Genomic DNA, 24,779 nt, shown 5'->3' on the forward strand with positions numbered 1-24,779 from the left:
AGTCGCAACCGTCCCGAGGTCATCCGCGAGGTCGCGAACAGCCTCGTCCGCCGGGCCACTTCCGACTGAGCGGTATACCTGTGAGTCATAAATATGACTCACAGGTATACCGCTCAACAGACAGACATGCCCCAGCGCTCCGACCGGCCGACCGACGCGCCGGCACGAGCGCCGAGGGTTGAGCCGGGCCGGGCTCGGCGGGGCCGGGCTCAGCGAGCGCCGGGGTTCAGCGGGTGGGGTTACGGACGCCCTCGGCGAGTTCGGCGCTGAGCGTGCGCAGGGCGGCCAGCCCGTCGGCCTCGGTGGGCGCGTCGAGCACACATCGGACCAGCGCGCTGCCCACGATCACCCCATCGGCGTAACCGGCGACGGTGCCGGCCTGCGCGCCGGTACCCACACCCAGGCCGACACCGATCGGCAGGTCGGTGACCGCGCGGGCCCGGGAGACCAGCGTCGGGGCGGCGTCGGAGGTACGCGCCCGGGCACCGGTCACCCCCATCACGGCGGTCGCATAGACGAAGCCGCGGCAGTGCTGCACCGTCATCGCCAGTCGGGCGTCGGTGGACGACGGCGAGACCAGGAACGTGCGGTCCAGCCCGTGCGCGTCCGAGGCGGCCAGCCACTCGTCGGCCTCGTCGGGGATGAGGTCCGGGGTGATCAGGCCGGTGCCGCCGGCGGAGGCCAGGTCACGGGCGAAGACGTCCACGCCGTACCGCTCGACGGGGTTCCAGTAGGTCATGGTGACCACCGGAGCGCCGGTGGCCGCGACCGCCTCGATGATGCGCATCGTGTCCGCGGTGCGTACGCCCCCGGCCAGCGCGATGTCGCTGGCCCGCTGGATCACCGGCCCGTCCATCACCGGGTCGGAGTAGGGGATCTCCACCTCGATCACGTCGACGCCGGCCTCGACCATGGCGGTCATCGAGGCGATACTGCCTTCGACGGTGGGGAACCCGGCCGGCATGCAGCCGACCAGCAGTGCCCGTCCGTCGGCGCGGGCCTTGTCGAAGGCCACCCCGATCCGGCTCATCTCACCGCTCCTTGTCGAGGATGCCGAAGTAGTCGCCGGCGGTGTGCACGTCCTTGTCGCCCCGCCCGGAGAGGTTGACCACGATGGTGGGCTCCCGGCCCAGCTCCGCGGCGAGCTTCGGAGCCAGCGCGACCGTGCCGGCGAGCGCATGTGCGCTCTCGATCGCCGGGATGATGCCCTCGGTACGGCAGAGCAGCTCGAACGCGGCCATCGCCTCGTCGTCGGTGACCGGCAGGTAGTTCGCCCGGCCGGTGTCGTGCAGCCACGCGTGCTCGGGCCCGACGCCCGGGTAGTCCAGGCCGGCGGAGATCGAGTGCGACTCCAGGGTCTGTCCGTCAGCGTCCTGGAGCACGAAGGTACGGGTGCCGTGCAGCACTCCGGCCGACCCGCCGGTGATGCTCGCCGCGTGCCGGCCGGTGGCGACCCCGTCGCCACCGGCTTCGAAGCCGTACAGCCGCACGGCCTCGTCGCCCACGAACGCGTGGAAGATGCCCAGCGCGTTGGAGCCGCCGCCGACACAGGCGGTGACGGCGTCCGGCAACCCACCGGTGAGGTCGAGGCACTGCTGACGGGCCTCGTCACCGATGCCCCGGACGAAGTCGCGCACCATCGCCGGGAACGGGTGCGGGCCCGCGGCGGTGCCGATCAGGTAGTGCGTCTCGTCGACGTTGGCCACCCAGTCGCGCATCGCCTCGTTCATCGCGTCCTTGAGGGTGCGCGAGCCGTTGGTGACCGGGATGACGGTCGCGCCGAGCATCCGCATCCGGGCAACGTTGAGCGCCTGCCGCTCGGTGTCGACCTGGCCCATGTAGACCACACACTCCAGGTCGAAAAGGGCGGCGGCGGTCGCGGTGGCGACACCGTGCTGGCCGGCACCGGTCTCCGCGATCACCCGGGTCTTGCCCATCCGCTTGGTGAGCAGCGCCTGGCCCAGCACGTTGCGCACCTTGTGCGCACCCGTGTGGTTCAGGTCCTCGCGCTTGAGCAGCACCCGCGCGCCGACCTTCGCGGAGAACCGCCGGGCCTCGTAGAGCAGCGAAGGCGTGCCGGCGTAGTCGCGCAACAGCGCACCGAACTCCGCCCGGAAGGACTCGTCCGTCATCGCCGTACGCCACGCCCCGTCGAGCTCGTCCAGCGCGGCCACCAGGGCCTCGGGAACGAACCGACCGCCGAAGCGGCCGAAGTGGCCGGCGGAGTCGGGCTGCGGGCCGGCCACCGGGGCCAGCGCGTCGGCGCTCATCGGGAATCCTCTCGGTGGGACGTCAGACCGGCGCGGGGTCAGCGCACCGGCCGGGGCGTTGCCGGGTGGTTGCCGGCGTTGACCAACTCGGCAACCGCCTCGCGGGGGCTCTTCTGGGTGACCAGGCCCTCGCCCACGAGGACCGCGTCGGCGCCCGCGGAGGCGTACCGGATCAGGTCGTGCGGGCCACGAACGCCGGATTCGGCGATCTTGACGACGCTGCTGGGCAGGCCCGGCGCGATCCGCTCGAACACCGACCGGTCGACCTCCAGGGTACGCAGGTCACGGGCGTTGACCCCGATCACCTGCGCACCGGCCTCCAGCGCACGGTCGGCCTCTTCCTCGTCGTGCACCTCGACCAGGGCGGTCATGCCCAGCGACTCGATCCGCTCCAGCAGGCCCATCAGGACGTTCTGCTCGAGTGCGGCGACGATCAGCAGAACCAGGTCGGCGCCGTGCGCGCGGGCCTCGTGGATCTGATAGCTGGAGACCACGAAGTCCTTACGCAGCACCGGCACGGTGACCGCCGCACGGACGGCCGCCAGGTCGTCCAGCGAACCGCCGAACCAGCGCCCCTCGGTCAGCACGCTGATCGCACGCGCCCCACCGGCCGCGTAGTCGACCGCGAGGTCGGCCGGATCGGCGATCTCGGCCAGCCGGCCCTTGGACGGCGACGAGCGCTTCACCTCGGCGATCACGGCCACGCCGGGCTTGCGCAGCGCCGCGTACGCGTCCATGGGCGGCGGCGCCGCCGCTGCCAGTTCACGGATCCGCTCCAGCGGAACCTGCTCCTGGCGTCGGGCGACGTCTTCACGCACGCCGGCCAGAATCTCGTCGAGCACGCTTACGGACGCTGCCTGGCCGGCCTCGTCCCCCTCCGCGTGCGCATGCTCAGCAGTCACGAACGGACTCCCCTCTCCGGGCGTCATGGGCCGATGCTAGGGGCAGCCGACCGACGCCGAATGCCGGGGGTATGGCGCTGCTCACGAAAAGGGCTGCGGCATAATGGCCGACTTGCCGTGAAGGGGATGTCACGCAGCGCCACCTCCGGTATCGACCACCGTCACGCGGTATGGAGCCTGGCGGCCGCAGTCAGACCGGGCCGATCCATCGATCATGCCACCAGTTTCCGCTCGCCGCCTGACGGCAGCGATGCCAATCGATGCTGTGAGCAAGCTCAAGGCCGAACGGACGGTGCCTGGTCACGGCCGAGGCGAGACAGTTGACCGGGCGGTCACCGCGGCGAAACGTCGACGGGCGAGCATCGTCCTCGGGCAGACTCGATGGCGCGCTTGCCCCGACCGCAGCAACTCCTCGTGCGAGGTGACCATGAGCATTTCCGAGCCGAACCAGACCATCGGACTGACCACCATCTCGCGGACGGTGGCATCGCTCGCCGTCGGCGTGGTGCACACCGTGGAACGGGCCGTGGTGGGCGAGGGACGGATGCGGACGGCACGGGGCAACGCCTGGGAGGCGGTCTGCGCCGACCGGGCCCGCGCCGACCAACGCGCCGAGCTGAACCGCCTGGTCGCCGAGCTGACCGCCGCTCGCGCCGCCAGTAGCCGCGCCCAGTGGGAGCGCCAGCCGGTCGGCTGACCGCCCGCCGGCCGCCGCGTCAGTCGGCCGTCGGGTCCTCGCCCCGGTCCAGCGCGTCCCACGCCTCGGTGGTCCGCCGCCCCGCCAACGGCGTCGGCGGCCCGGCCGGCTCACTCTGCGCCGGCGCGGTCTGCGGCGCGGTCCGCGCCGGACGTTCGTAGCGTGCGCCCATCGCCGGCCAGTCACCGCCACGCGCCGCCGTCCACCAGCCGCCCCCGGCGGCCAGCAGGCCGCCGACCAGGCAGAGCGCCGGCCACTGCCGGCTCACGTCGCCACCGATGTCGGCTACCAGCCCATACCCGCCGCCGGCCGCCACGGCCAGACCGAGCACGCCGAGCAGCGCCCCGAGCACCCGACGCAGGCGGCCCCGGGTGGCCAGCACCGCGCCACCCCCGGCCAAGGTCACCAGGGCCAACGCCGGCAGCCAGGGCAGCAGGCTCGCACCGCTGCGGGTGTCACGCACCGGCGGCAGCGGGGCCGGACGTACCGTCAGCTCGACCGACCAGCTGCGCGTCGCGGCCCACAGCGCCAGGGCCGCGCCGGCCAGGCAGAGCAGCACGGCGTACGTCAACGCGCGCCGGCCCACGACAGACCGCTCCCCGCCGCTCACGAGTTCATCCCTTCGTTCGCGACTGCGGCGCTCCGCTTCGCTGCACTCCTCGCGTTCACCGTGCCGGCCGGAGGGTTTCGGCGGCCGCGATCGCGGCCAGCACGGCCGCTGCCTTGTTCCGCGTCTCCTGGTCCTCGGCGGCCGGGTCCGAGTCGGCCACCACCCCCGCTCCGGCCTGGACGTAGGCGCGACCGTCGCGGATGAGCGCGGTCCGGATGGCGATCGCCATGTCCAGGTCGCCGCCGAAGCCGAAGTAGCCGACGGTGCCGCCGTAGAGGCCACGGCGGACCGGCTCCAACTCCTCGATGATCTCCATGGCGCGCACCTTTGGCGCCCCGGAGAGCGTGCCGGCCGGGAAGGTCGCGGCGAGCGCGTCGAAGGCGCTCTGGTCGTCACGCAGCGTGCCGGTGACGGTGGAGACGATGTGCATGACGTGGCTGTACCGCTCGATGGTGGCGAACTCGGGCACCTCCACGCTGCCGGGCTGACAGACCCGACCCAGGTCGTTGCGGCCGAGGTCGACCAGCATCACGTGCTCGGCTCGTTCCTTCGGGTCGGCGAGCAGCTCGGCGGCGAGCGCGGCGTCGGCGGCGGGGGTGCCGCCCCGCGGCCGAGTGCCGGCGATCGGGTGCAACAACGCCCGGCGCCGCCCGTCCGCGGCCCCGGTGACCTTCAGGTGCGCCTCCGGAGAGGAGCCGACGATGTCGAACCCGTCGAAGCGCAGCAGGTACATGTACGGGCTGGGATTGCTGGTGCGCAGCACCCGGTAGACGTCCAGCGGGTCGGCGTGGGTCGTCCGCTCGAAGCGCTGGGAGAGCACGATCTGGAAGCACTCACCGGCCCTGATCGCCTCCTTGGCCGCCTCCACCGCCTTCGGGTAGCCGCCGTCGGGCGTACGGCAGAGCACCTCGCCGGCCGGCGGACGCTCGACCGTGGAGATCATCGGCGGGATGGGTCGGGACAGCGCCGTGGTCATCGCGTCCAACCGGCCGACCGCGTGGTGGTAGGCGGCGGCGACCTGCGGGGCGCGGTCCTGGGCGTCCAACGGCGGCAGTACCGCGTTGGCGACCAGGATCGCGGAGCCGTCGTAGTGATCGAGCACCACCAGGTCGGTGGCGAGCATCATGCCCAGCTCCGGGACGCCCAGGTCGTCCTCGGTCAGCTCGGGCAACCGCTCGAAGCGCCGGATCAGGTCGTAGCCGAGGTAGCCGACCATGCCCCCGGTCAGCGGCGGCAGACCGTCGGACGGGTCCCCGACCGGGCCGGCCAGCGCCTCCACCGTCTCCCGCAGCATCCGCACCGGGTCACCCTCGGTGCTCAGCCCGGCCGGCGGCTGGCCGAGCCAGGTCGCCACGCCGTCGCGCTCGATCAGGGTCGCGCTGCTGCGTACGCCGATGAACGAGTACCGCGACCAGGCCATGCCGGCCGAGCCGACGCCCTGCTCGGCCGATTCCAACAGGAACGTGCCCGGTCCACCGGCCAACTTCCGGTAAACCCCGACCGGGGTCTCCGCGTCGGCCAGCAGCCGCCGGGTGACCGGCACGACCCGCCAGTCGGCGGCCAGCGCCGTAAAGGTGGCCAGGTCGGGGCTGAGGGTGCCGTCGGTCATCAGCCGACCCGCCTTTCGGTCGCGTCTGCGGTGCCTCGCCGCGCTGCACTCCGCGCGCTCACGGTGCCTCCGTCCCGGTGACGGGCAGCTCGGTGAAGAAGCAGGTCCGGTGCCCGGTGTGGCAGGCCGCGCCGACCTGGTCCACGCTCACCAGCAGCGCGTCCCCGTCGCAGTCCAGGGCGACCGACCGCACGTACTGGTGGTGCCCGGAGGTGGCGCCCTTGACCCAGTATTCGCGGCGGCTGCGCGACCAGTAGGTGGCCCGGCCGGTGGTGAGGGTGCGGTGCAACGCCTCGTCGTCCATCCAGGCGACCATCAGCACCTCACCGGAGTCGTGCGCGCGCACCACTGCGGCGACCAGACCGTCGGCGGTGCGGCGCAGCTGGGCCGCGATGGCCGGGTCGAGCCGGGACGGGCGCGCCGGCGCGGGCGCGGCCAGCTCGTTCGGATCGCTGGGGACGCCGGTCACCGGCGGGTCAGGTACGGGCACAGTCACCAATTCTCCCGCACGCGGCGCGGGCACCGCCGACCGCTCCCGGCAGGGCTGCGGCGGGGGCCCGGCCGGCCGGGCCAGTTGGGCGACGTAGCGGTCCAGCCGGGAGTCGACCAGGGCGGCGGCCAGGTCCGGGCCGGCCGTGTCGGCGATCTCCTCGGCGTACGGTCGGATCAACGGCAGCGTGCCGGCGACCAGCCGTACGGCAGCGGCCCAGAGTTGCCCGGTGGCGCCGGGGCGCAGCCCGAGGCAGAGCAGCATGTCCGTCCGGTAGCCGGGTGGTGCCACAGGCAGTTCCAGGGCCGCCGCGAAGGCCGCCCGACGGGAGTGGACCCGCACGGACGGGTTGGCCGGTCGCAGCACCGAGGGGCAGAGCCGCGCCAGGTCGGCGACGGCGAGCCGGACCCCGAGGCGGTCGCCGGCCGCGCGGGCGGAGGCGGCCTTACCCAGCGTGGCGATCATCTCTTCGAGTCGGGGTGGCTCGGCGGGCTGGCAGAGCACCGGCAGGTCGATCCGGGGCCGCCAGTGCGGGTCGGCCCAGAGCAGCCGCGCCGGCGCGGTTACCGGCAGCCCGAACGCCCAGTCGGCCGGTTCGCCCAGTCGGTGCACCCAGGACCGGATGTCCCGGGCGGCCACCGAGACATGGGTGACCTGGCCTGCGGACTCGTCCAGGTAGGCCCGGCGGGCAGCGTAGGGGGCGCCGCCGACCAGGACGTCGAGGTCGACGTCGCTGTGCGCGGTGGCGGCGCGGCGGGCGTGGCTGCCGCGCAACAGGATGCCGACCACCGGCCGCTCGGCGGCCTGCCGCAACCGCGCGGCCCAGTCCTCAAGAAAACCGCTATCCGGTAACGGAGCGTGACCCACCGCGCCATCGTGCCGTACGTCCGATCGGCGCGCAATGCCCGTTGGCGGACTTCGTGTCCGGTCCGGAGCCTACTGCCCGTTCTCACGCTCCGCGCGACGGTCGGCCCCCCGAACACCGGTGCGGGCGTTGCGCCCGGCGCGGTATTTCATCTAGCGTTGAGTTCAACAGGTGATGAGTTTCTGTGGAGGTGCGTGATGGACGATGCGATAGCCGTCCGAGACCTGGTCGTGGACCGGGGTGGGCGGCGGGTGCTGGACGGCATCAGCTGCCGGGTCCCGCGCGGCGCGGTCACCGGGCTGCTCGGCCCCAGCGGCAGTGGCAAGACCACGTTCATGCGGGCGGTGGTCGGGGTGCAGCTGGTCAGTGGCGGGACGGTCACCGTGCTCGGCCAACCGGCGGGCACCCCCGCGCTGCGGCACCGGGTGGGCTACCTGACCCAGGCCCCGAGCGTCTACGCCGACCTGACCGTCCGGGAGAACGCCCGCTACTTCGCGGCCCTGTACGGGCGCGGGCGCGTCGAGGCCGACCGGGCGATCAGCGATGTCGGGCTGGCCGAGGCCGCCGGTCAGCTGGTCGCCACCCTCTCCGGCGGTCAACGCAGCCGAGCCTCGCTGGCGTGTGCCCTGGTCGGGGAGCCGGAGCTGGTCATCCTCGACGAGCCGACCGTCGGCCAGGACCCGGTGCTGCGGGCCGACCTGTGGGCCCGCTTCCACGCGATGGCCGCCGCCGGCACCACCCTGCTGGTGTCCAGCCACGTGATGGACGAGGCGGCGCGCTGCGACCAACTGCTGCTGATCCGCCAGGGGCGGTTGATCGCCGACGACAGCCCCGCCGCGATCCGCGCCGCCGCCGGTGTGGACGACCTCGACGAGGCGTTCCTGCGGCTCATCCGGGCCGGCGAGGCCGCCGCCACCAGCACCGACGCGACAGCCGCACGGGAGACAGCATGAACGCGCGAATTCTCGCCGCCACCACCGGCCGCATCCTGCGTCAGCTCCGGCACGACCGGCGGACCATCGCGCTGCTCGTGGTGGTTCCGGCCGTCCTGCTCACCCTGGTCTACTTCATGTACGCCGACCAACCGACCCCGCCCGGCCAGCCGACGACCTTCGACCGGGTCGCGCTGGTGATGCTCGGCATCTTCCCCTTTGTGATCATGTTTCTGGTGACCAGCATCGCCATGCTGCGCGAACGCACCTCGGGCACGCTGGAGCGGCTGCTCACCACACCGCTGGGCAAGCTCGATCTGCTCTTCGGGTACGGCATCGCGTTCGGGCTGGCCGCCGCCGTGCAGGCAGCCGTCGCCGCCGCGGTGGCGTACTGGATCTTCGATCTGGAGACCGCCGGCGGCATCGGGCTGGTGATCGGGATCGCCGTGCTCGACGCGGTGCTCGGCGTCGCCCTCGGGCTGCTGTGCAGTGCCTTCGCGCGCACCGAGTTCCAGGCAGTACAGTTCCTGCCAGTCGTGGTGATCCCCCAACTGCTGCTCTGCGGGCTGTTCGTGGCCCGCGACCAGATGGCCGGCTGGCTCCAGGCGCTCAGTGACGCCTTCCCCCTGTCGTACGCCATCGAGGCGTTGCAGGAGGTCGGCGCCCACGCCGAACCGACCGGCCGGATGTGGCGCGACGTCGCTGTGGTGTTCGGCGCTGTGGTGCTGGCGCTGGTGCTCGCGGCGGCCACCCTGCGCCGACGCAGCGGCTGACCGCCGGCGCCGGGGGCGGCGGCCAGCGCGGCAGCCGACCCCGGCGTGGCCGGGCCCACGACGGGCCGAGGCGGACGAACGAAGGGCGGCGATGACGCGGCGGACCGGCCGGCGACCCGGCAACCCGGGCACCCGGGAGGCGATTCTCGACGCGGCGCGGACGGCGTTCGCCGAACGTGGCTACGACGCCGCCTCGATCCGGGGCATCGCCGCTACGGCGCAGGTCGACCCGGCGCTCGTGCACCACTACTTCGGCAGCAAGGACCAGCTCTTCCTGGCCGCGATGAACTTTCCGGTCGACCCCGGTCAGCTGGTGCCGAAGGTGCTCGCCGGCGACCGGGACGGCGTCGGTGAGCGGATGGTGCGCATCTTCCTCGGCGTCTGGGACTCCCCGACCGGCAGCGCGGCGCAGGCACTGCTGCGCTCCGCGGTGAGCAACGAGTGGACCGCTCGACTGCTGCGTGAGTTCGTCACCACCCAGGTGCTGCGCCGGGTGCTGGAAAACCTCGACGTCGACCCGGTCGAGCTACCGCTGCGGGGCTCCCTGGTGGCCACCCAGATGATCGGCCTGGCCATGATGCGGCACGTGGTGCGCCTTGAGCCGGTCGCCTCGGCGGATCCGGAAACCCTAGTGGCCGCGATCGGCCCCACGATCCAGCGTTACCTCACCGGCCCACTGCCGAGCTGACCCGACAGCGAAGGCGGCAGCCCGACCAGCGGAGGGCGGTCAGCGCGGGGGTCGGGCGTCGGCTGTGAGTCGCAGCGGCGGCAGCAGCCGCGGCAGCTCGGCCGGGTCGGCCACCGGGCCCGGAAAGGCCAGCCGGACCCGACGCCGGGCACCGGGTTGGCCGAGGGCCACCACCAGCCCGTAGCGGTCGATGCGCACCACCCGGGGCGGCCCCTCCCGGGTGTGCTCGGTCAACCCGAGCTGCCGGCGCAGGTACTCCGTCACCTGGGTGCCGTGGCACTCGGCGAGGTCGGCGAGCAGGCGGGCCTCGACCGGGTGCACCGGGTCCGGCTCGGCCTCGGCGTACTCCACCGGGTCGATCCGGTGCACGACGCCGGCCCGCTCCCAGCGGACCTCGACCACCTCGAAGCGGAACAGTCGGAACCGGGTGCCCAGGTCGAGCAGGTCGCCGGTCGGCTCCACCGCGGCGAACTCGACCGCCGCGTGGCGGGCCTCGTCGCCGCGCAGCTCGGCCGCCCAGCCGGACACCCAGGCGCGACCCAGCCCGGGCGCGCCGGCGGCGGGCGGCAGGTCGAGCACGTCGAGCACCACCGCGACGTCGCTGCCCCCGGCGGCCGGTTGCAGGGCGGCGGCCAGATGGCTGGCCACCGGCACCAGCAGCAGCACCCGCCCGTCCGAGTCGGTGACGTGCCGGGCGTGGTGCGGACCCGGCCGGTGGGCCAGGTGCACGAGGCCGGGCAGGCGGCCGGCGACGAGGGTACGGACGATCTCGGCGGAGTTGGGCCGCATGGGTGCGACCTCCTTCAGAGGTTAGGCTTACCTAACCCGGAGCCTAGAGCACCCGCCCGTCGACGTCCACCACACCGCCGCACCTCACCGGGTCTGTTCCAGCCAGGAGGCGTAGAGCAGGCCGTACACCGAGTCGGCGTCGCGAACCAGCTCGTCGTGCGGGCCGCGCTGCACCACCCGGCCCCGGTCCACCACGATCACCTCGTCGGCGGCCTGCGCCGTGGAGAGCCGGTGCGCGATGGCGAGGGTGGTCCGGCCCCGGGTGACCGCGTCCAGCGTGCGTTGCAACCGCACCTCCGTCGCCGGGTCCACCGCGCTGGTCGCCTCGTCGAGCACCAGCAGGTCCGGGTCGGCCACGTACGCGCGGGCCAACGCGACGAGCTGCCGCTCCCCGACGCTGAGCGCCTCGCCGCGCTCCCCGACCGGAGTGTCCAGGCCCGCCGGCAGACCCTCCAGCCAGTCGGACAGGCCCAGCTCGGTGAAGGCGGCGCTCAACTGCTCGTCGGTCAACTCCGGCCGGGCGAACCGGACGTTGTCCCCCACTGTCGCGTCGAAGAGGAACCCGTCCTGCGGCACCATCACCACGCGGGAGCGCAGCGAGCCGAACCGGACGTCCGTCAGCGGCACCCCGGACAGCAGCACCGCCCCGTCCGACGGGTCCATCAGTCGGGTCAGCAACTTGGCGAACGTGGTCTTGCCGCTGCCGGTCTCACCGACCACCGCCACCCGGCTCTTGGCCGGGATCTCCAGGTCGATGTCGTGCAGCACCGGCGGACCACCCGGATAGGCGAACCGCACACCGGAGAACCGGATGTCCAGCGGCCCGCCCGGCAGCTCCCGCCCCTGCTCCCCCGGGTCGGCCACGTCCGGGGCTACGTCCAGCACGTCCAGCACCCGACGCCAACCCGCGATCGCGTTCTGCGCCTCGTTGAGCACCTCGGTGGCGATCTGCACCGGCTGGATGAACAGCGTCACCAGGAAGAGGAACGCGGTCAGCTGGCCGATCGACAGCGTGCCGTCCACCCCCAACAGCACGCCGAGCACCACCACGCCGGCCAGCGCCACCCCCGCCGCCAACTCCCCGACCGAGCTGCCCACGATGCTGATCCGGATCGCCCGCTGCTGCGCCAGCCGCTGCCTGTCGATCGCCTCGTCCAGCCGCCGCTCGGTGCGCCCGGCGATCCCGTACGCCCGGATCACCGGCGCGCCCACCACGCTCTCGCCGATCGCGCCGAGCAACGTCCCGGTGCGTTGACGCACCGTCGCGTACGCGCTGCCGAGGCGACGTTGCAGCTGCCGGATGACGAACACCGCCGGCAGGAACGCGGCCAACACCACCACTGTCAACTGCCAGGAGTACGCCAGCATGACGGCGGTGGTGACCACCAGCTGACCGAGGTTGACCAGCAGGATCACCCCGCCCCACTGGAGGAACTGGGTGATCTGGTCCACGTCGCTGGTGACCCGCGAGACCAGCGAACCGCGCCGCTCCGACTGCTGGTGCAACATCGACAGGTCGTGCACGTGGCGGAACGCGCGCGTCCGGACGTTGGCCAGAGCCGTCTCGCTGACCGTGAACAGCCGGCGCATCATCAGGTAGCCGCAGATCGTGGTGATCGTCAGGATCGCCGCGGTGATCGCCACCACCGTCCAGACCACGTTCAGATCCAGACCACCGACGAGGCCCCGGTCGATGCCCTGCTGCACGGCGACCGGCACGGCAACCCGACCGACCATGTAGACCAACGCCAGGGCCAACGTGCCGGCCAGACCGATCCGTAGCTCCGGCGAGAGCGCCAGGCCCCGACGCAGGGTCTGCCAGGTCGTCTCCTGCCGGGCCTCCGGCGTGTCACTCGTTTCCGTGGTCGCGCTCACCGGGCCCGCCTTTCGTTCGCGACTGCGGGACTCCGCTGCGCTGCACTCCTCGCGCTCACCGGTCTGGCCTTTCGTTCGCGACTGCGGGGCTCCGCTGCGCTGCACTCCTCGCGCTCACCGGTCCACCTCGATCTCCAGGCCCGACGGCAGCGGTGCCACGTCGTCGCCGTAGGAACTTTCCTGTGCCCGCTCCACCTCGGCCTGCTCGTAGGCGGTGACCAGGTCGACGTAACCGGGCACGGTGGCCAACAACTCGGTGTGGGTGCCCCGGGCGACCACCCGTCCCTGCTCCACGTAGATGACCTCGTCGGCGAGCGCGATGGTGGCCCGGCGGTACGCCACCACCAGGATCGACGCGGCCGGAACTCCCGCCTGCGTGGTCGACGACCGCAGCCCCGCCAGGATGGCCGCCTCCACTCGAGGATCGACAGCGCTTGTCGCGTCGTCGAGCACCAGCAGGCGCGGTCGACCGGCCAGCGCGCGGGCCAGTGTGAGCCGCTGCCGCTGACCGCCGGAGAGCGAGGTGCCCCGCTCGCCGACCATGGTGTCCAGACCATCGGGCAGCGCGGCGACGAACCCGTCCGCCTCGGCCAGCCGCAGCGCCGCCCAGACCACCTCGTCGTCGACACCGGGCCGGTCGAGGGCGATGTTGGCGCGCACCGTGTCGTCGAAGATGAAGGGCACCTGGGCGACCAGGGCCACCGTGCCGGCCAACGACGCGGAGGTCAGCTCGCGCACGTCCACGCCGTCCAGGCTCACAGTGCCGGAGTCCGGGTCGACGAGGCGCACCGCCAGCGAGGCGATGGTGGACTTGCCGGCGCCGGTCGGCCCCACCAGGGCCACCGTCTTACCGGACGGCACCGTGAAGCCGACCTCGCCGAGGACCTGCGCGCCGGGCGGGTGCGCTTCGGCCGGCGGGTAGGAGTAGTGCACGTCGGTGAAGGTGAGGGTGGCCGGGCCGGCGCCGGCCGGGTCGAGCACCCGCTGCCCGTACGGCATCTCGCCGGTGGCGTCGAGCACCCGGCGCACCCGGTCCCACCCGGCCACGCTGCGCGGCAGCTCGGCCAGCACCCAACCGATGGCCCGCACCGGGAAGGCCAGCACGGTGAAGAGGAAGGCCACGCTGACCAGCTCGGTCACGCTGATCGCGCCCTGGCGCAGCCGGAACGCCCCGACCACCAGTACGGCCAGGGTGCCGAGGCTGGGCAGCGTCTCCAGCAGCGGGTCGAAGATGCCGCGCAGCCGGCCGACAGCGATCAGCGAGTCGCGCAGCTCACCGGCGCGGCCCGCGAACCGGGCGGTCTCCTGGGCCTCGCGGCCCATCGTCTTGACCACCAGGGCGCCGTCGAAGCTCTCGTGGGCGATGCCGCTGACCTCGGCGCGCAGGCGCTGCGCCCGGGCCTGCCGGGGGGCCATCCGGCGGGAGTAGACGACGTTGAGCGCGAACAGCGCGGGGAAGACCGCGAGCCCGACCAGGGCGAGCGCCCAGTCGGTGGCGAAGAGCGACACGATCGCGCCGACCAGCATCACCAACGTGCCGACGGCGAACGGCAGCGGCGCGATCGGGTACCAGGCCGCCTCCACGTCGGAGTTGGCGTTGGAGAGCAGGGTGCCGGTGGAGTTGCGGTGGTGCCAGGACAGCGGCAGCTCCAGGTACCGACGGGTCACCCTGCGGCGGTAGGAGGCCTGGAGGCGGTACTGCATGTAACCGGCGCCGAGCCGGCGGCCGAAGATGCCCGCCACCCGCAGCACGCTGATCCCGAACAACGCGGCCGCGGCCAGCGCCAGGGTGCCGGCGCCCACCTCGCCGCGTTCGATGGCCGGAAGCGCCACCTCACCGATGACCGACCCGACCACCCGGGCGCTGACAATGATCATCCCGCCGAAGAGCACGCTGCCGACGACCGCCACCGCGAAGATCCGCGGCTGCTCACGGATCGCCTGCCGCAGGACCCCCAGCCCTCGACTGAGAACGTCCCGACTTGTCTTGCTCGCCACGCTCTCCCCCGCCGTAAGCCACAATTATCTCCCTCATCCTTACCGGTCGGGGCCAGTGCCGCCGACCCTGACTGGATATGTCGACCATCACGTACCGGACGGCGGCCTGCCGCAGGCGCCGACCGCCGTCCGCCGTCCGGTGTCGCGCGCCGACGGGCCACCGGGCCTACGATCGGGCCATGCCGCGGTACGCCCGAGCCGAGCGCGAGGCGCTGGCCGATCTTCTACTGGCCCTCGGGCCGGACGCCCCGACCATCAACGAGGGCTGGGCGACCCGTGACCTCGCCGCGCATCTGGTGCTGCGGGAGCGCCGTCCGGACGCGGCGGGTGGGATCGTGCTGCCGCCGCTGCGCGGCTATTCCGAGCGGGTCCGTCGGCGACTCGCCGCACGGCCCTACCCCGAGCTGGTCGCACAGGTGCGCCGACCGCCGCTGTGGAGCCCGGTCAGCAACCCGCTGACTGACGAGTTGGCCAACACGATGGAGTTCTTCATCCATCACGAGGACGTCCGGCGGGCCGGCACCGGGTGGCAGCCGCGCGATCTGCCCACCGGCCTGCAGAGCGCGCTCTGGAAACGCGCGGCCCCGATGGCCCGGCTGGCACTGCGGCGCTTTCCGGCCGACCTCTACGTGCAGGCGCCCGGCCACGGTGAGGTCTCCCTCGGTCGCGGTGGTGAGCCACTGCGCCTGGTCGGCGCCCCGGCCGAGTTGGTGCTGTTCTTCTCCGGCCGGCAACGGGTGGCCCGGGTCCAACTGAACGGCTCGGCGGAGGCTGCTCGGCGGCTGCGCGCCGCCAACCTGGGCATGTGACCGCCTGTACTTAAACGGTCACGAGATGCCTGTGGAATTTCCACACCCAACGATACACGCCGATAGCTTCTCCCGTACGCTTCACCGCGCCGCTCCGCGCCGGGCGGCACGGAGTGGGGGCACACTGTGCGGGACTTCGCGATTTCGGCGCTGCGGGAACCCCCGTTTCCCACGGGGCGCCACGGCGCCACGGACCAGGTGGCGAGTGAGAGCATCGAATGGGCGCGCACGTTCGGGCTGGTCGATTCCAGCCAACGCGTACACCGCCTGGAACGGGCCGACGCCGCCGGACTGGCCGGCCGCGCCTGCCCGGACGGCTCGGTGGACGGCCTACGGCTGCTCACAGACCTGATCAGCTGGCTCTTCGTGATGGACGACGCCTGCGACGAGGACGGCCTCGGTGCCGACCCGGCCCGACTGGGCCCGGCGATCAGCACCCTGCTCGACGTGCTGGACCGCTGCGGTGACCCGTACGTCGCACCGCCCGCCGTCGGGCCACTGGGCGACGCGCTGCACGACCTCTGCCGCCGGACCCGACTGCACGATCACGCCGGACTGCTGCTGCGGTTCGTCAGCCAGATGCGTGAGTACCTGCTGGCGCTGCTCTGGGAGGCGGGCAACCGGGAACGTCGGCGCGTACCCGAGGTGGCGGAGTACGTGCAGCTGCGCCGGCACATCGGCGGCGTGCACCCCTGCCTCACCCTGACCGACCTGGCGTCGACGCGGCCCTCCGGGCCGGCCCAGCGCGCCGACCCGGGGCTGGTCGCCCTGGACCTGCTGGCGGTGGACCTGGTCTGCTGGTGCAACGACCTCTTCTCCTACGGCAAGGAGAGCCAGGCCGACCCGGACGCGCACAACCTGGTCACGGTGCTCGCCAAGGACAGCGGCACGGACGAGGTGACAGCGCTCCGGAGTGCGGCACACCGGTTCAACCAGGGGTTGGCGACGTACCTGGACGCGGAGGGGGCGCTGCGCGCCGCCGGCGACGACGGGATCCGCGACGCCCTGGCGGCCCGGCGCAACTGGGTCCGGGCGACCTACGACTGGTCAGTGGTGGCTGCCCGGTACGCCTGATCGGCCGTACCGGTTGATGGGATGGGACGGACGATCACCAGGGCTAGTGCGGTGTCCATGAACGTTCACCGGGTGTCCGGTGGTCGTTGTGGATCCTCGCCTTGTGGGCGAGCGACTCCCCACCGAGTGGTGGGGCGGGCCACCGCGGGCCAACTGATCCTCACGCCACGCGTGGGCGGCGGGGATCACGTCGGGACTGGCCGGCACCGGGAAGATGCCGTCCGGCTCGACGGTGCGTGAGCACCTCCGACAACACAACAGCTGTCGGGGTGGTGGGTCCGCCGCCCGGGCTACGGGTGGCGATGGTGGCAGCCGCGACCAGGTCACGGTGCCCGGAAAACCGGCAGTGCGGGCAGGACAGGGTCCGCCCACGGGGTTTCGGTACCCGCCGCTGGCAGGCAGGGCAGGTCGAGGACGTGCCACGTTCGTTCACGAGACACAGCGTGATACCGGACAGCGTGGCCTTGTCGGTGAGGACCTGCAAGAGCCGACCGACCTGCCACTGCCGCAACCACAGGTTGTGCCGCCGCCCGGCCTCGATGTCAAGCACCCCACGCGGGTCCCCGACGCGCAGCTCACCGATACGCTGTTCTACCGCCCACGACACGACCGAACGGGCGGCTTCGTGCTGGGCCTGACGGACCCTGCGCCGATGCCGGCCCTCCACCATGCGGGCGCGGCGCCGGTACTTGCGCCACCGCCGCGAACCCCGCTGACCCGGCTTCGGCGCCCGGCGAGCGACCGCCCGGCGGCGGGCTTTCGTGTCAGCCAGGTGCATGCGGTGCTCCGCGCGGATCGCCCGCCCTGACACCAGCAACCCCGCACCGTCCGGGCCCGTCACCGCGTACGGATGGATGATCCCCAGGTCCACCCCAGCGACCCGACCCGGGTCCGGTCCAGCGCCGACCGGATAGGTCGCGATCGGAATCTCAGCACTCAAATCCAAGAACAGCCGCCCGCCCTCACACAGCAGCGTGATCGAGCGGACCTGCTCAAGCGGGTACGGCACCTCCCTCGCCAACCTCACCCACAACGGCGCCGCGCCCCTGCCCACCGGGATCCGGACCCGACGCCCGTCCAGGACGAACGTGCCGTGATGCCAACGCACCGGCACCAACCCCCGTCGCCGACGCGGGAACCCCGCCGACACGTCACCGTCCTTACGCCGCTTCGCTGCCGCGAACCACGCGTCGGAAAACCGGCGCAACACCGACCGGGCCCCCGCCGAGTCCAACTCGGCGAACGTGCCCGGCCCCGAGGCCGCCAACTCCCGACACAACTCCTGATAGCCGGACAACGGCGCGTCCCGACGGCGGCGCCGCCACGCCACCCGCGCGGTGCGATACACCACCCGAGGCGCGGCCGGATCCCGACGACGAGGCATAACCAAACCCAACACCATCGGTACGACAAAACCCCCCGGCCGCCAACCCGGCAAACGTAAATGGACACCGCACTAGCCGATGCACGGTGCCACGCAATACTCTTCGGTAACCATCATGACGTGACGACCGTCACGCCACCACCCCCGAAGGCGGCTACAGCGATGGCTCTCGATGTACCGTACCGCTCCATCCCGGACATGTTCCTCAAGCGCGTGGCGGCCACCCCCGACCGGTCCGCGTTCGCGTCCCCGAACTCCGACGACTCGGGGCCCGTCTGGCTGACCTGGGCGCAGGTCGGCCAGCGCGCCAAGGCGGTCGCCGCCGGCCTGCACGGCCTGGGCGTCGGCCAGGAGGACCCGGTCGCGATCCTCGCCAACACCCGGCTGGAATGGGTGATCGCCGACCTCGGCATCATGTGCGCCGGCGGCGCGACCACCACCGTCTACCCGACCACCGAGCCGGCCGACGCGACGTACATCATCGCCGACTCCGGGTCGAAGGTGCTGTTCGCGGAGAACCCGGCCCAGGCGGCGAAGATCGCCGGGGCATCCCTGCCCGCGCTCACCCACGTGGTGCTCCTCGACGGCGCCGTCGACCCGAACGCCGCGATCGCGCAGTTGACGCTCGCCGACCTGGAGGAGCGCGGCACCCAGGCGCTGGCCGCCGAGCCGGAGCTGATCGACATGCTGGTGGCCGGCATCGGCCCGGACCACCTGGCCACCCTGATCTACACCTCCGGCACCACCGGCCAGCCCAAGGGCGTCGAGCTGCTGCACGGCGGCTGGTGCTGGGAGGCCGTGGCGCAGGCGGAGGTCGGGCTGCTACGCGACGACGACCTGCAGTACCTGTGGCTGCCGCTGGCCCACTCGTTCGGCAAGACCCTGCTCTGCGGCGCCATCCACGTCGGCCTGCCCACCTACGTCGACGGGCGGGTGGACAAGCTGGTCGACCTCCTCTCGGTCATCCGTCCGACGCTGATGTGCGGCGCTCCCCGGGTGTTCGAGAAGGTCTACAACAAGGCCGTGACCACCGCGCAGGGCGCCGGTGGCGCGAAGGCGAAGATCTTCGGCTGGGCCGTCGGCGTCGGCAAGGAGAAGGTCACCCTGGAGCAGGCCGGCAAGCCGGTGCCGGCCGGGCTGAAGCTGCGCTACGGGCTGGCCGAGAAGCTGGTGTTCAGCAAGCTCCAGGCCCGCCTGGGCGGCCGGATGCGGGTGCTGGTGTCCGGCGCTGCGCCGCTCAGCCCGGAGATCGCCACCTTCTTCGCCGCCGCGAACCTGCCGATCTCCGAGGGCTACGGTCTGACCGAGACCAGCGCGGGCAACTTCGTCAACCCGCCGGCCGGGCTGCGGATCGGCACCGTGGGCCGGGCGATGGGCGACCTGGAGTGCAAGATCGACACCGACGGGGAGATCCTGGTACGGGGTCGGCCGGTGATGCGCGGCTACCACAACCTGCCGGAGGAGACCGCCGCCTCGTTCACCGAGGACGGCTTCTTCCGTACCGGTGACATCGGCTCCCTGGACGAGCAGGGCTACCTCCGCATCACCGACCGCAAGAAGGACCTGGTCAAGACCTCGGGCGGCAAGTACATCGCGCCGTCGCACATCGAGGGGATGTTCAAGGCCATCTGCCCGTACACCTCGCAGGCGGTCGTCGTCGGTCAGGCCCGCAACTTCTGCACCATGCTGGTCACCCTGGACCCGGACGCCATCCGGGGCTGGGTCGCCGGCGGTCCGCTCGAAGGACGCAGCTACACCGAGATCGTCGCGTCGGCCGAGGCCCAGACGATGGTCGAGGAGTACGTCGCCCAGCTCAACGCCAAGCTCAACCGCTGGGAGACGATCAAGAAGGTGGCCATCCTGCCGCGCGACCTGACGATCGAGGACGGCGAGATCACCCCCTCGTTGAAGATCAAACGACGTGGGGTGGAGAGCAACTTCGCCGCCGAGATCGACAAGATGTACGCGGGCACGCTCGCCGAGCTGTGAGCCGGCCGAGGGTCCCGTGCCGGCGAGGAAGCCGGCACGGGGCCCTCACAGGTGGTGGCCCCGCCACCTCGTGTGCTCCTCCTCCGCGGCGAGCTGCTCCTCGAACGCCGTCTGCCGAACGCCGGCGCGGCGCCGGGAGTCGACGACCGTCTGCGCGGCCACGACCAGCGCCGCGGCCAGGGCCAACATGCCCAACGCGATCAGCTCGGGCAGCGACCCGGCAACCGGCACCAGCGCGACCAGCAGCAGGATCCCGCCGATGGTGGGCCAGCGGGGGGCGCCGAGCATCAGCCGGCCGAGCACGATGAGCGCGAGCAGGTAGAGCGCGACCCCTCCGTAGAGCGCCAGCAGGTCGAAGCTCGGCAGCGGAACGCCCCAGCTCGGTGTGGTGGGATCGGCGCCTTCGTGGATCAGCCCCTTGAGACCGAGCGCGAAGAGGATGACGCCGGCGATGACCGGCAGGTGCAGGTAGCTGTAGGCGTTGCGGGCCAGGATGGCGCGCGCGTCCGGGTCGCGGGTGCGGTGCAGGGTCTGTTCCATGCCGAGCGCCAGGGTGTCGAAGTACGCCCACCACATCGCGGCGGCCACCGCGATGCCGAGGACCGCGGCGAACAGCACCGGCCAGGTCAGCGGCAGACCCGCGCTCGCGCCGGGGCTGAACCCGAGCGCGATGATGGCCTCGCCGAGGGCGACCAGGACGATCTGACCGTGCCGCTCGGCCCAGTGCCCGGCGGAGAGCACCGTCCACCCGGTGCCCCGCAGCGCCAGTCCGGCCCCGTACTCCACGGCAATGGCCGCGAGCCAGCACAGCAGGCGGGCCACCGACTCGGCTGTTCCGTCGAAGAGCCGCTGCGGCAGCAACCCGGCGACCACGATGAGGCCCGTGGCCGCGAGCGCCGGCAGGGCGAGCAGCTGCCAGCGTCGGCGCACGTCGCGGTTCCGGCGGCCGATCCACAGGAAGATCACACTCTCGCTCACCCGCACCAGGAAGTAGCAGGTTGCGAAGACCAGCGGACCGAACAGCCCACCGGGACGGTCGACGAACGCCTTCGGCAGACTCAACGCCAGCACGAAGGCGGCGGCGATGGTGACGAAGCCGACCGCCGGGACGATGCCCTGGTCGGTACGGATCAGATTGCCCAGCACGGCGAACCCCGACCAGCACCACCAGAGCAGGGCCAGCAGCACCAGGCACCGGACCAGGCCCCGGGCGGTCGGATTGTCGGAGGTGGCCGTGGTGACGTGCAGGAACGCGAAGACGAAGACCAGGTCGTAGAAGAGCTCCAGCGGGGTCGCCCGCGAGCCCGGCGCACTCCGGCGGACTCCGCGTGTCCCGCCACCCTGGTCCACCAGGAGAGTCTGGCAGCCGAACCAGGGCGAATGACATATTCCCGGCATAATGGTGCCGGCGGATGCCGATGGTTTGTTGGGCGCCGGCTCAGGCGATGACGGCGGGCTCCCGCCACCGCTGGCGGCCGGCCCGGTCCAGGTCGTAGCGGATCGCCGCGATCCGCCCGACGGCCTCCACGAGGTCCGCCGCGGGCAGTGTGAAGGGCAGCCGCAGGAAGCGCTCCAGGGTGCCGTCCAGGCCGAACCGGGGGCCGGGGGCCAGCCGTACGCCGACCTCCTCCGCGGCCCGGGCCAGCGCGCTCGAGACCGGGCCGTCCAACTCGGCCCAGAGCGTCACGCCACCCCGTGGCACGGTGACCCGCCACTCCGGCAGTTGGTGCGCCAGCGCGCCGAGCAGGGCGTCGCGCTGGACGGCCAACTGGACGCGGCGGTCGGCGACGATGGCCTCGGCGTCGGCGAGCAGGTGCACCGCGACCAGTTGGTCCAGCACCGGGCTGGCCATGTCGACCCCGACCCGCACGGCGGCCAGCCGCTGCACCTGCGGCGCGGACGCGCGCACCCAGCCGATCCGCAGGCCACCCCAGTAGGGCTTGCTCATCCCGCCGATGCTGACCACGCGGCTGTGCCGGTCGTAGGTGGCGACCGGGGGTGGCACCTCGGTGCCGTCCATGGACAGGTCCACGAAGGACTCGTCGATGATCAGATCGGTGCCGACCGCGTGCGCGGCGGCCACCACGCGCTCGCGCAGCGAGGCGGGCATCAGGTGCCCCGTCGGGTTCTGGAACTCCGGAATCAGGTAGGCCAGCTTGGGCCGGGTCTGTCGGAGACTGCCCAGCAGCAGGTCGGGCTCCCAGCCGGCGTCGGCGGCCAGCCCGTGGGTGCTGATCCGGGCCCGCCGGCCGGCCAGCGCGGCGAGGGCGTTGGGGTAGGTCGGGGACTCGACCAGCACGGTGCCGCCCGGGGCCAGGGCGAGCCGCAGCACCAGATCCAGTGCGTGCTGGGTGCCGCTGGTGACCATGATCTGGTCGGCCGAGGTGGGCAGACCCCGCGCGGTGTACGCGTCGGCCACCGCCTCGCGCAGCTCGATGATGCCGGTCGGGTGGTAACCGGCCCCGCTCAGGTAGCGGGGCAGGTCCTCGGCGGCGGCCCGCGCGGCCGACAGCAGTTGCGGCGGGGCGGCCAGCGCCGCGACGCCGAGGTCGAGCATCTCCCGGTCGTCCAGCGGGGTCCACAGGCCGGTGCTGGCCACCCGGTGGTTGCCGGGCAGCATCGTCCAACTGCCGGCGCCCCGCCGGCTGGCCAGGTGCCCGGTCTCGCGTAGCTGCCGGTAGGCGGCGGTGACAGTGGTCCGGCTGATCCGCAGCGCCTCGGCCAGCTCCCGTTCGGCCGGGAGGCGGACGCCCAGCGGCAGCCGGCCGTCGGCGAGCAGCCCGCGCACCGAGCCGGCCAGCGCGGCGTAGTCCGGGCTGCGGCGGCGGCCCGGCAGGGCATGCCACTGCCCGAGCAGACGGGCCAATTGGACGCCGCGCACCTGCCCAGTCATAGCCACTCCTCGGATATTGGCTTCTTCCTCGACGAGGATTGGCACCTAGGGTGGCATGCATGGCACTGCTTGGCAATCTGCGGCACCGGCCGGTTCGACGGTTGGTCCAGCTCTACCTCGGGCTCACGCTCTACGGCGTCAGCATGGCCCTGATGATCCGTTCCCAACTGGGCCTCGACCCGTGGGACGTGTTCCACCAAGGGCTCTCCGAGCTGACCGGGCTCTCCTTCGGCACTGTCACCATCGGCGTCGGCGCACTGGTCCTGCTGCTCTGGATCCCGCTGCGGCAGCGGCCCGGCCTCGGCACGGTCAGCAACGTCGTGGTGATCGGCCTGGTCGTGGACGCCACACTGGCCCTGCTGCCCGCGGGTGGCCCGTTCGGCGTCCGGATCGCGATGCTGGTCACCGGGATCGTCGCCAACGGCGCGGCCACCGCTCTCTACCTCGGCGCCCAGTTGGGGCCCGGCCCCCGCGACGGTCTGATGACCGGGTACGTGGCCCGCCGGCCCGGCCGGTCGATCCGACTGGTGCGCACCGTCATCGAGGTCACAGTGCTGGCGCTGGGCGCGCTGCTCGGCGGCACTGTCGGCGTGGGAACCGTCGCGTACGCCCTCGCCATCGGTCCGTTGGCCCAGTTCTTCATCCCGCTGTTCGCCGTGCCGGAGGGCACCGAGCCGGACAGCGCCGCGCCCCCGCCGGGCAACCCCGCGCCGGCCACCCCGGCCGGCTGAACCCTCACCGACCGTCCGCGAACCGGTACGTGGCGGTGGTACCGCGCACCTGTTGGCGGGTGGGTGTTCCCTTCCGCGACGCGCGCCGTCATCATCTCTGCATGGGGGAGAACGGTTGGCGCTGGAACGACGCCTGGATCTTCGTGTCGCTCGTCATCGCGAGCGGTGCCGGACGGCACCGTCGGTCGGCGACAAGCCGGCGGCCGGAGGGCGTCCGCCTGACCGACGTGCTCTCCACCGCCGATCACCTCAACCACGCGATTCCGCAGCGACACGAGGTGGAGGCCGCGGTCCAGCGGCTGGTCGGCGCCGGGCTGGTCAGCGTCGCCGATGGCTGGTTCCGGATCACCGCCGAGGGTGAGCAGCTGTGGCGTACCCGCCCACGCGCGGGTGTGGCGACCATGGTGGACACCGTGCAGGGAGTGTTGACCCGCCGGCACGCGCCCGGCAGCGCGGACTGGATCCTGGACGAGGCCGACCACGCGGCTGCCGTCCAGGAGTACGCGGTCCGTTCGATTCCCACCCCGCGTCGGTCACCGGAGGGGCACTCCGGCGAGCGCTGAGCTGCTCAGCGCACCGGATGGCCGCCGAGGCGCAGCGCGTCCTTGACCTCGGCGACGGTCAGCTCGCCGAAGTGGAAGACGCTGGCGGCGAGCACCGCGTCCGCGCCGGCGCCGATCGCGGGCGGAAAGTGGGCCACCTCGCCGGCGCCTCCACTGGCCACCACCGGCACGTCCACCACCGCGCGCACCGCGGCGATCAGCTCCAGGTCGAAGCCCGCCTTGGTGCCGTCGGCGTCCATCGAGTTGAGCAGGATCTCCCCCGCGCCCAACTCGGCGCCCCGGTGCGCCCACCACACGGCGTCGATGCCGGTGCCACGCCGACCCCCGTGGGTGGTGACCTCGAAGCCGCTGGGCGTGCCGCCGTTCGGCGAGCGCCGCACGTCGAGGGAGAGCACGAGCACCTGCCGGCCGAACCGGTCGGCGATCTCGGCGATCAGCTCCGGACGGGCGATGGCCGCGGTGTTCACGCCGACCTTGTCCGCACCGGCGCGCAGCAGCGTGTCCACGTCGGCGACCTGCCGGACCCCACCGCCGACGGTCAGTGGGATGAACACCGACTCGGCGGTGCGGCGCACCACGTCGAGCATGGTGCCCCGGTCGCTGGAGGACGCGGTGACGTCGAGGAAGGTCAACTCGTCCGCGCCGGCCCGGTCGTACGCGGCGGCCAGCTCCACCGGATCGCCGGCGTCACGCAGGTCGAGGAAGTTGACCCCCTTGACCACCCGCCCGGCGTCCACGTCCAGACAGGGGATCACCCGTACCGCCACCGTCATGCCGCGAGCCTATCCTCCGCACGCGGCACGGCGGTCGACCCGATCGGGTCGACCGCCGTGAGAGA

Annotated in this window: 22 protein-coding genes and 1 pseudogene; 9 read left to right on the plus strand and 14 right to left on the minus strand. The window is 72.5% G+C overall.

The window, feature by feature from the left end; all coding sequences use genetic code 11:
- Window positions 1–226: 226 nt before the first annotated feature.
- From trpA to trpC, 3 genes are read right to left on the minus strand one after another with little or no spacing between them, the layout of a single operon-like run.
- Window positions 227–1,030 carry a tryptophan synthase subunit alpha gene (trpA, locus tag MED15_RS12745; protein ID WP_112725210.1) on the minus strand — a complete coding sequence of 268 codons (804 nt, stop codon included), beginning with the start codon at window positions 1,028–1,030 and terminating at the stop codon, window positions 227–229.
- Window position 1,031: 1 nt separating this feature from the next.
- A complete protein-coding gene (gene trpB, locus MED15_RS12750; RefSeq protein ID WP_112700314.1) occupies window positions 1,032–2,270 on the minus strand; it encodes a tryptophan synthase subunit beta in 1,239 nt (412 codons plus the stop codon).
- Between the two features lie 38 nt (window positions 2,271–2,308).
- On the minus strand, window positions 2,309–3,112 hold the full coding sequence (gene trpC, locus MED15_RS12755) for an indole-3-glycerol phosphate synthase TrpC (protein ID WP_030334428.1): 804 nt from the start codon (window positions 3,110–3,112) through the stop codon (window positions 2,309–2,311).
- A 487-nt stretch (window positions 3,113–3,599) separates the two neighbouring features.
- Between trpC and MED15_RS12760 the strand changes: the two genes are divergently transcribed.
- Window positions 3,600–3,869 (plus strand): hypothetical protein, encoded by a 270-nt coding sequence (locus MED15_RS12760; RefSeq protein WP_112582822.1) that lies wholly within the window; start codon window positions 3,600–3,602, stop codon window positions 3,867–3,869.
- Window positions 3,870–3,888: 19 nt separating this feature from the next.
- On the opposite strand, the gene MED15_RS12765 is transcribed toward MED15_RS12760, so the two are convergent.
- The 4 genes and pseudogenes from MED15_RS12765 to MED15_RS34200 all read right to left on the minus strand — a co-directional run.
- Window positions 3,889–4,479: a Trp biosynthesis-associated membrane protein gene (locus MED15_RS12765; RefSeq protein WP_112735734.1), complete on the minus strand. Its 591-nt coding sequence runs from the start codon at window positions 4,477–4,479 to the stop codon at window positions 3,889–3,891.
- Window positions 4,480–4,534: 55 nt separating this feature from the next.
- Window positions 4,535–6,088 (minus strand): anthranilate synthase component I, encoded by a 1,554-nt coding sequence (locus MED15_RS12770; protein ID WP_112700060.1) that lies wholly within the window; start codon window positions 6,086–6,088, stop codon window positions 4,535–4,537.
- Between the two features lie 58 nt (window positions 6,089–6,146).
- The gene (gene hisI, locus MED15_RS34195) at window positions 6,147–6,578 is read right to left on the minus strand and encodes a phosphoribosyl-AMP cyclohydrolase (RefSeq protein WP_112725225.1); all 432 of its coding nucleotides are present in this window, start codon (window positions 6,576–6,578) and stop codon (window positions 6,147–6,149) included.
- A gap of 186 nt (window positions 6,579–6,764) precedes the next feature.
- Window positions 6,765–7,043 (minus strand): annotated as a pseudogene (locus MED15_RS34200) (phosphoribosyl-AMP cyclohydrolase); the annotation flags it as partial.
- A 597-nt stretch (window positions 7,044–7,640) separates the two neighbouring features.
- On the opposite strand from MED15_RS34200, the gene MED15_RS12780 reads away from it, so the two are divergent.
- The 3 genes from MED15_RS12780 (at window position 7,641) to MED15_RS12790 (ending at window position 9,836) form a co-directional block, all read left to right on the plus strand.
- A complete protein-coding gene (locus tag MED15_RS12780; protein WP_112725208.1) occupies window positions 7,641–8,396 on the plus strand; it encodes an ABC transporter ATP-binding protein in 756 nt (251 codons plus the stop codon).
- Complete coding sequence (locus MED15_RS12785; RefSeq protein ID WP_112582720.1) at window positions 8,393–9,148, plus strand: ABC transporter permease; 756 nt, start codon at window positions 8,393–8,395, stop codon at window positions 9,146–9,148. The genes MED15_RS12780 and MED15_RS12785 overlap by 4 nt, the downstream gene beginning before the upstream one ends.
- Before the next feature lie 91 nt (window positions 9,149–9,239).
- The gene (locus tag MED15_RS12790) at window positions 9,240–9,836 is read left to right on the plus strand and encodes a TetR/AcrR family transcriptional regulator (RefSeq protein WP_112582721.1); all 597 of its coding nucleotides are present in this window, start codon (window positions 9,240–9,242) and stop codon (window positions 9,834–9,836) included.
- Window positions 9,837–9,875: 39 nt separating this feature from the next.
- Here MED15_RS12790 and MED15_RS12795 read toward each other — a convergent pair whose 3' ends face one another.
- From MED15_RS12795 to MED15_RS12805, 3 genes are all read right to left on the minus strand, one after another.
- Entirely contained in the window at window positions 9,876–10,625 is a 750-nt protein-coding gene (locus tag MED15_RS12795) for a DUF2470 domain-containing protein (protein WP_112735736.1), read from the minus strand.
- An 84-nt stretch (window positions 10,626–10,709) separates the two neighbouring features.
- Window positions 10,710–12,500, minus strand: coding sequence for an ABC transporter ATP-binding protein (locus MED15_RS12800; protein WP_112700062.1), 1,791 nt, complete (start codon window positions 12,498–12,500; stop codon window positions 10,710–10,712).
- A gap of 114 nt (window positions 12,501–12,614) precedes the next feature.
- On the minus strand, window positions 12,615–14,498 hold the full coding sequence (locus MED15_RS12805) for an ABC transporter ATP-binding protein (protein WP_112582724.1): 1,884 nt from the start codon (window positions 14,496–14,498) through the stop codon (window positions 12,615–12,617).
- 179 nt (window positions 14,499–14,677) lie between these two features.
- On the opposite strand from MED15_RS12805, the gene MED15_RS12810 reads away from it, so the two are divergent.
- The gene (locus tag MED15_RS12810; protein WP_112582824.1) at window positions 14,678–15,307 is read left to right on the plus strand and encodes a TIGR03085 family metal-binding protein; all 630 of its coding nucleotides are present in this window, start codon (window positions 14,678–14,680) and stop codon (window positions 15,305–15,307) included.
- 198 nt (window positions 15,308–15,505) lie between these two features.
- Window positions 15,506–16,381, plus strand: a complete 876-nt coding sequence (locus MED15_RS12815) for a terpene synthase family protein (RefSeq protein WP_225855049.1) — start codon at window positions 15,506–15,508, stop codon at window positions 16,379–16,381.
- Window positions 16,382–16,541: 160 nt separating this feature from the next.
- Here MED15_RS12815 and MED15_RS12820 read toward each other — a convergent pair whose 3' ends face one another.
- A complete protein-coding gene (locus MED15_RS12820; protein ID WP_167457648.1) occupies window positions 16,542–17,765 on the minus strand; it encodes an RNA-guided endonuclease InsQ/TnpB family protein in 1,224 nt (407 codons plus the stop codon).
- A gap of 162 nt (window positions 17,766–17,927) precedes the next feature.
- Between MED15_RS12820 and MED15_RS12825 the strand changes: the two genes are divergently transcribed.
- Window positions 17,928–19,754, plus strand: coding sequence for an AMP-dependent synthetase/ligase (locus MED15_RS12825; protein WP_112582727.1), 1,827 nt, complete (start codon window positions 17,928–17,930; stop codon window positions 19,752–19,754).
- A 45-nt stretch (window positions 19,755–19,799) separates the two neighbouring features.
- Here the strand turns inward: MED15_RS12825 and MED15_RS12830 are convergent, their stop codons facing one another.
- Window positions 19,800–21,104 (minus strand): low temperature requirement protein A, encoded by a 1,305-nt coding sequence (locus MED15_RS12830; protein WP_244220450.1) that lies wholly within the window; start codon window positions 21,102–21,104, stop codon window positions 19,800–19,802.
- A gap of 88 nt (window positions 21,105–21,192) precedes the next feature.
- Window positions 21,193–22,647, minus strand: a complete 1,455-nt coding sequence (yczR, locus tag MED15_RS12835) for a MocR-like transcription factor YczR (RefSeq protein ID WP_112582729.1) — start codon at window positions 22,645–22,647, stop codon at window positions 21,193–21,195.
- A gap of 59 nt (window positions 22,648–22,706) precedes the next feature.
- Between yczR and yczE the strand changes: the two genes are divergently transcribed.
- Together yczE and MED15_RS12845 are read left to right on the plus strand one after the other, a co-directional pair.
- Window positions 22,707–23,378, plus strand: a complete 672-nt coding sequence (gene yczE / locus MED15_RS12840) for a membrane protein YczE (RefSeq protein WP_112735742.1) — start codon at window positions 22,707–22,709, stop codon at window positions 23,376–23,378.
- A 101-nt stretch (window positions 23,379–23,479) separates the two neighbouring features.
- Window positions 23,480–23,941 carry a hypothetical protein gene (locus MED15_RS12845; protein ID WP_091407765.1) on the plus strand — a complete coding sequence of 154 codons (462 nt, stop codon included), beginning with the start codon at window positions 23,480–23,482 and terminating at the stop codon, window positions 23,939–23,941.
- A 5-nt stretch (window positions 23,942–23,946) separates the two neighbouring features.
- Here MED15_RS12845 and hisF read toward each other — a convergent pair whose 3' ends face one another.
- The gene (gene hisF / locus MED15_RS12850; RefSeq protein ID WP_112582731.1) at window positions 23,947–24,714 is read right to left on the minus strand and encodes an imidazole glycerol phosphate synthase subunit HisF; all 768 of its coding nucleotides are present in this window, start codon (window positions 24,712–24,714) and stop codon (window positions 23,947–23,949) included.
- Window positions 24,715–24,779: the final 65 nt, after the last annotated feature.

Source organism: Micromonospora noduli, from assembly GCF_003264475.1.
Lineage (GTDB): Bacteria > Actinomycetota > Actinomycetes > Mycobacteriales > Micromonosporaceae > Micromonospora > Micromonospora noduli.

What these genes read in the sequence shown, in the direction of transcription:
- trpA (WP_112725210.1), bottom strand. Translation starts at nt 1,030, where the DNA reads ATGAGCCGGATCGGGGTGGCCTTCGACAAGGCCCGCGCCGACGGACGG.
- trpB (WP_112700314.1), bottom strand. Translation starts at nt 2,270, where the DNA reads ATGAGCGCCGACGCGCTGGCCCCGGTGGCCGGCCCGCAGCCCGACTCC.
- MED15_RS12760 (WP_112582822.1), top strand. Translation starts at nt 3,600, where the DNA reads ATGAGCATTTCCGAGCCGAACCAGACCATCGGACTGACCACCATCTCG.
- MED15_RS12770 (WP_112700060.1), bottom strand. Translation starts at nt 6,088, where the DNA reads ATGACCGACGGCACCCTCAGCCCCGACCTGGCCACCTTTACGGCGCTG.
- MED15_RS12780 (WP_112725208.1), top strand. Translation starts at nt 7,641, where the DNA reads ATGGACGATGCGATAGCCGTCCGAGACCTGGTCGTGGACCGGGGTGGG.
- MED15_RS12785 (WP_112582720.1), top strand. Translation starts at nt 8,393, where the DNA reads ATGAACGCGCGAATTCTCGCCGCCACCACCGGCCGCATCCTGCGTCAG.
- MED15_RS12790 (WP_112582721.1), top strand. Translation starts at nt 9,240, where the DNA reads ATGACGCGGCGGACCGGCCGGCGACCCGGCAACCCGGGCACCCGGGAG.
- MED15_RS12795 (WP_112735736.1), bottom strand. Translation starts at nt 10,625, where the DNA reads ATGCGGCCCAACTCCGCCGAGATCGTCCGTACCCTCGTCGCCGGCCGC.
- MED15_RS12810 (WP_112582824.1), top strand. Translation starts at nt 14,678, where the DNA reads ATGCCGCGGTACGCCCGAGCCGAGCGCGAGGCGCTGGCCGATCTTCTA.
- MED15_RS12820 (WP_167457648.1), bottom strand. Translation starts at nt 17,765, where the DNA reads ATGCCTCGTCGTCGGGATCCGGCCGCGCCTCGGGTGGTGTATCGCACC.
- MED15_RS12825 (WP_112582727.1), top strand. Translation starts at nt 17,928, where the DNA reads ATGGCTCTCGATGTACCGTACCGCTCCATCCCGGACATGTTCCTCAAG.
- yczR (WP_112582729.1), bottom strand. Translation starts at nt 22,647, where the DNA reads ATGACTGGGCAGGTGCGCGGCGTCCAATTGGCCCGTCTGCTCGGGCAG.
- yczE (WP_112735742.1), top strand. Translation starts at nt 22,707, where the DNA reads ATGGCACTGCTTGGCAATCTGCGGCACCGGCCGGTTCGACGGTTGGTC.
- MED15_RS12845 (WP_091407765.1), top strand. Translation starts at nt 23,480, where the DNA reads ATGGGGGAGAACGGTTGGCGCTGGAACGACGCCTGGATCTTCGTGTCG.
- hisF (WP_112582731.1), bottom strand. Translation starts at nt 24,714, where the DNA reads ATGACGGTGGCGGTACGGGTGATCCCCTGTCTGGACGTGGACGCCGGG.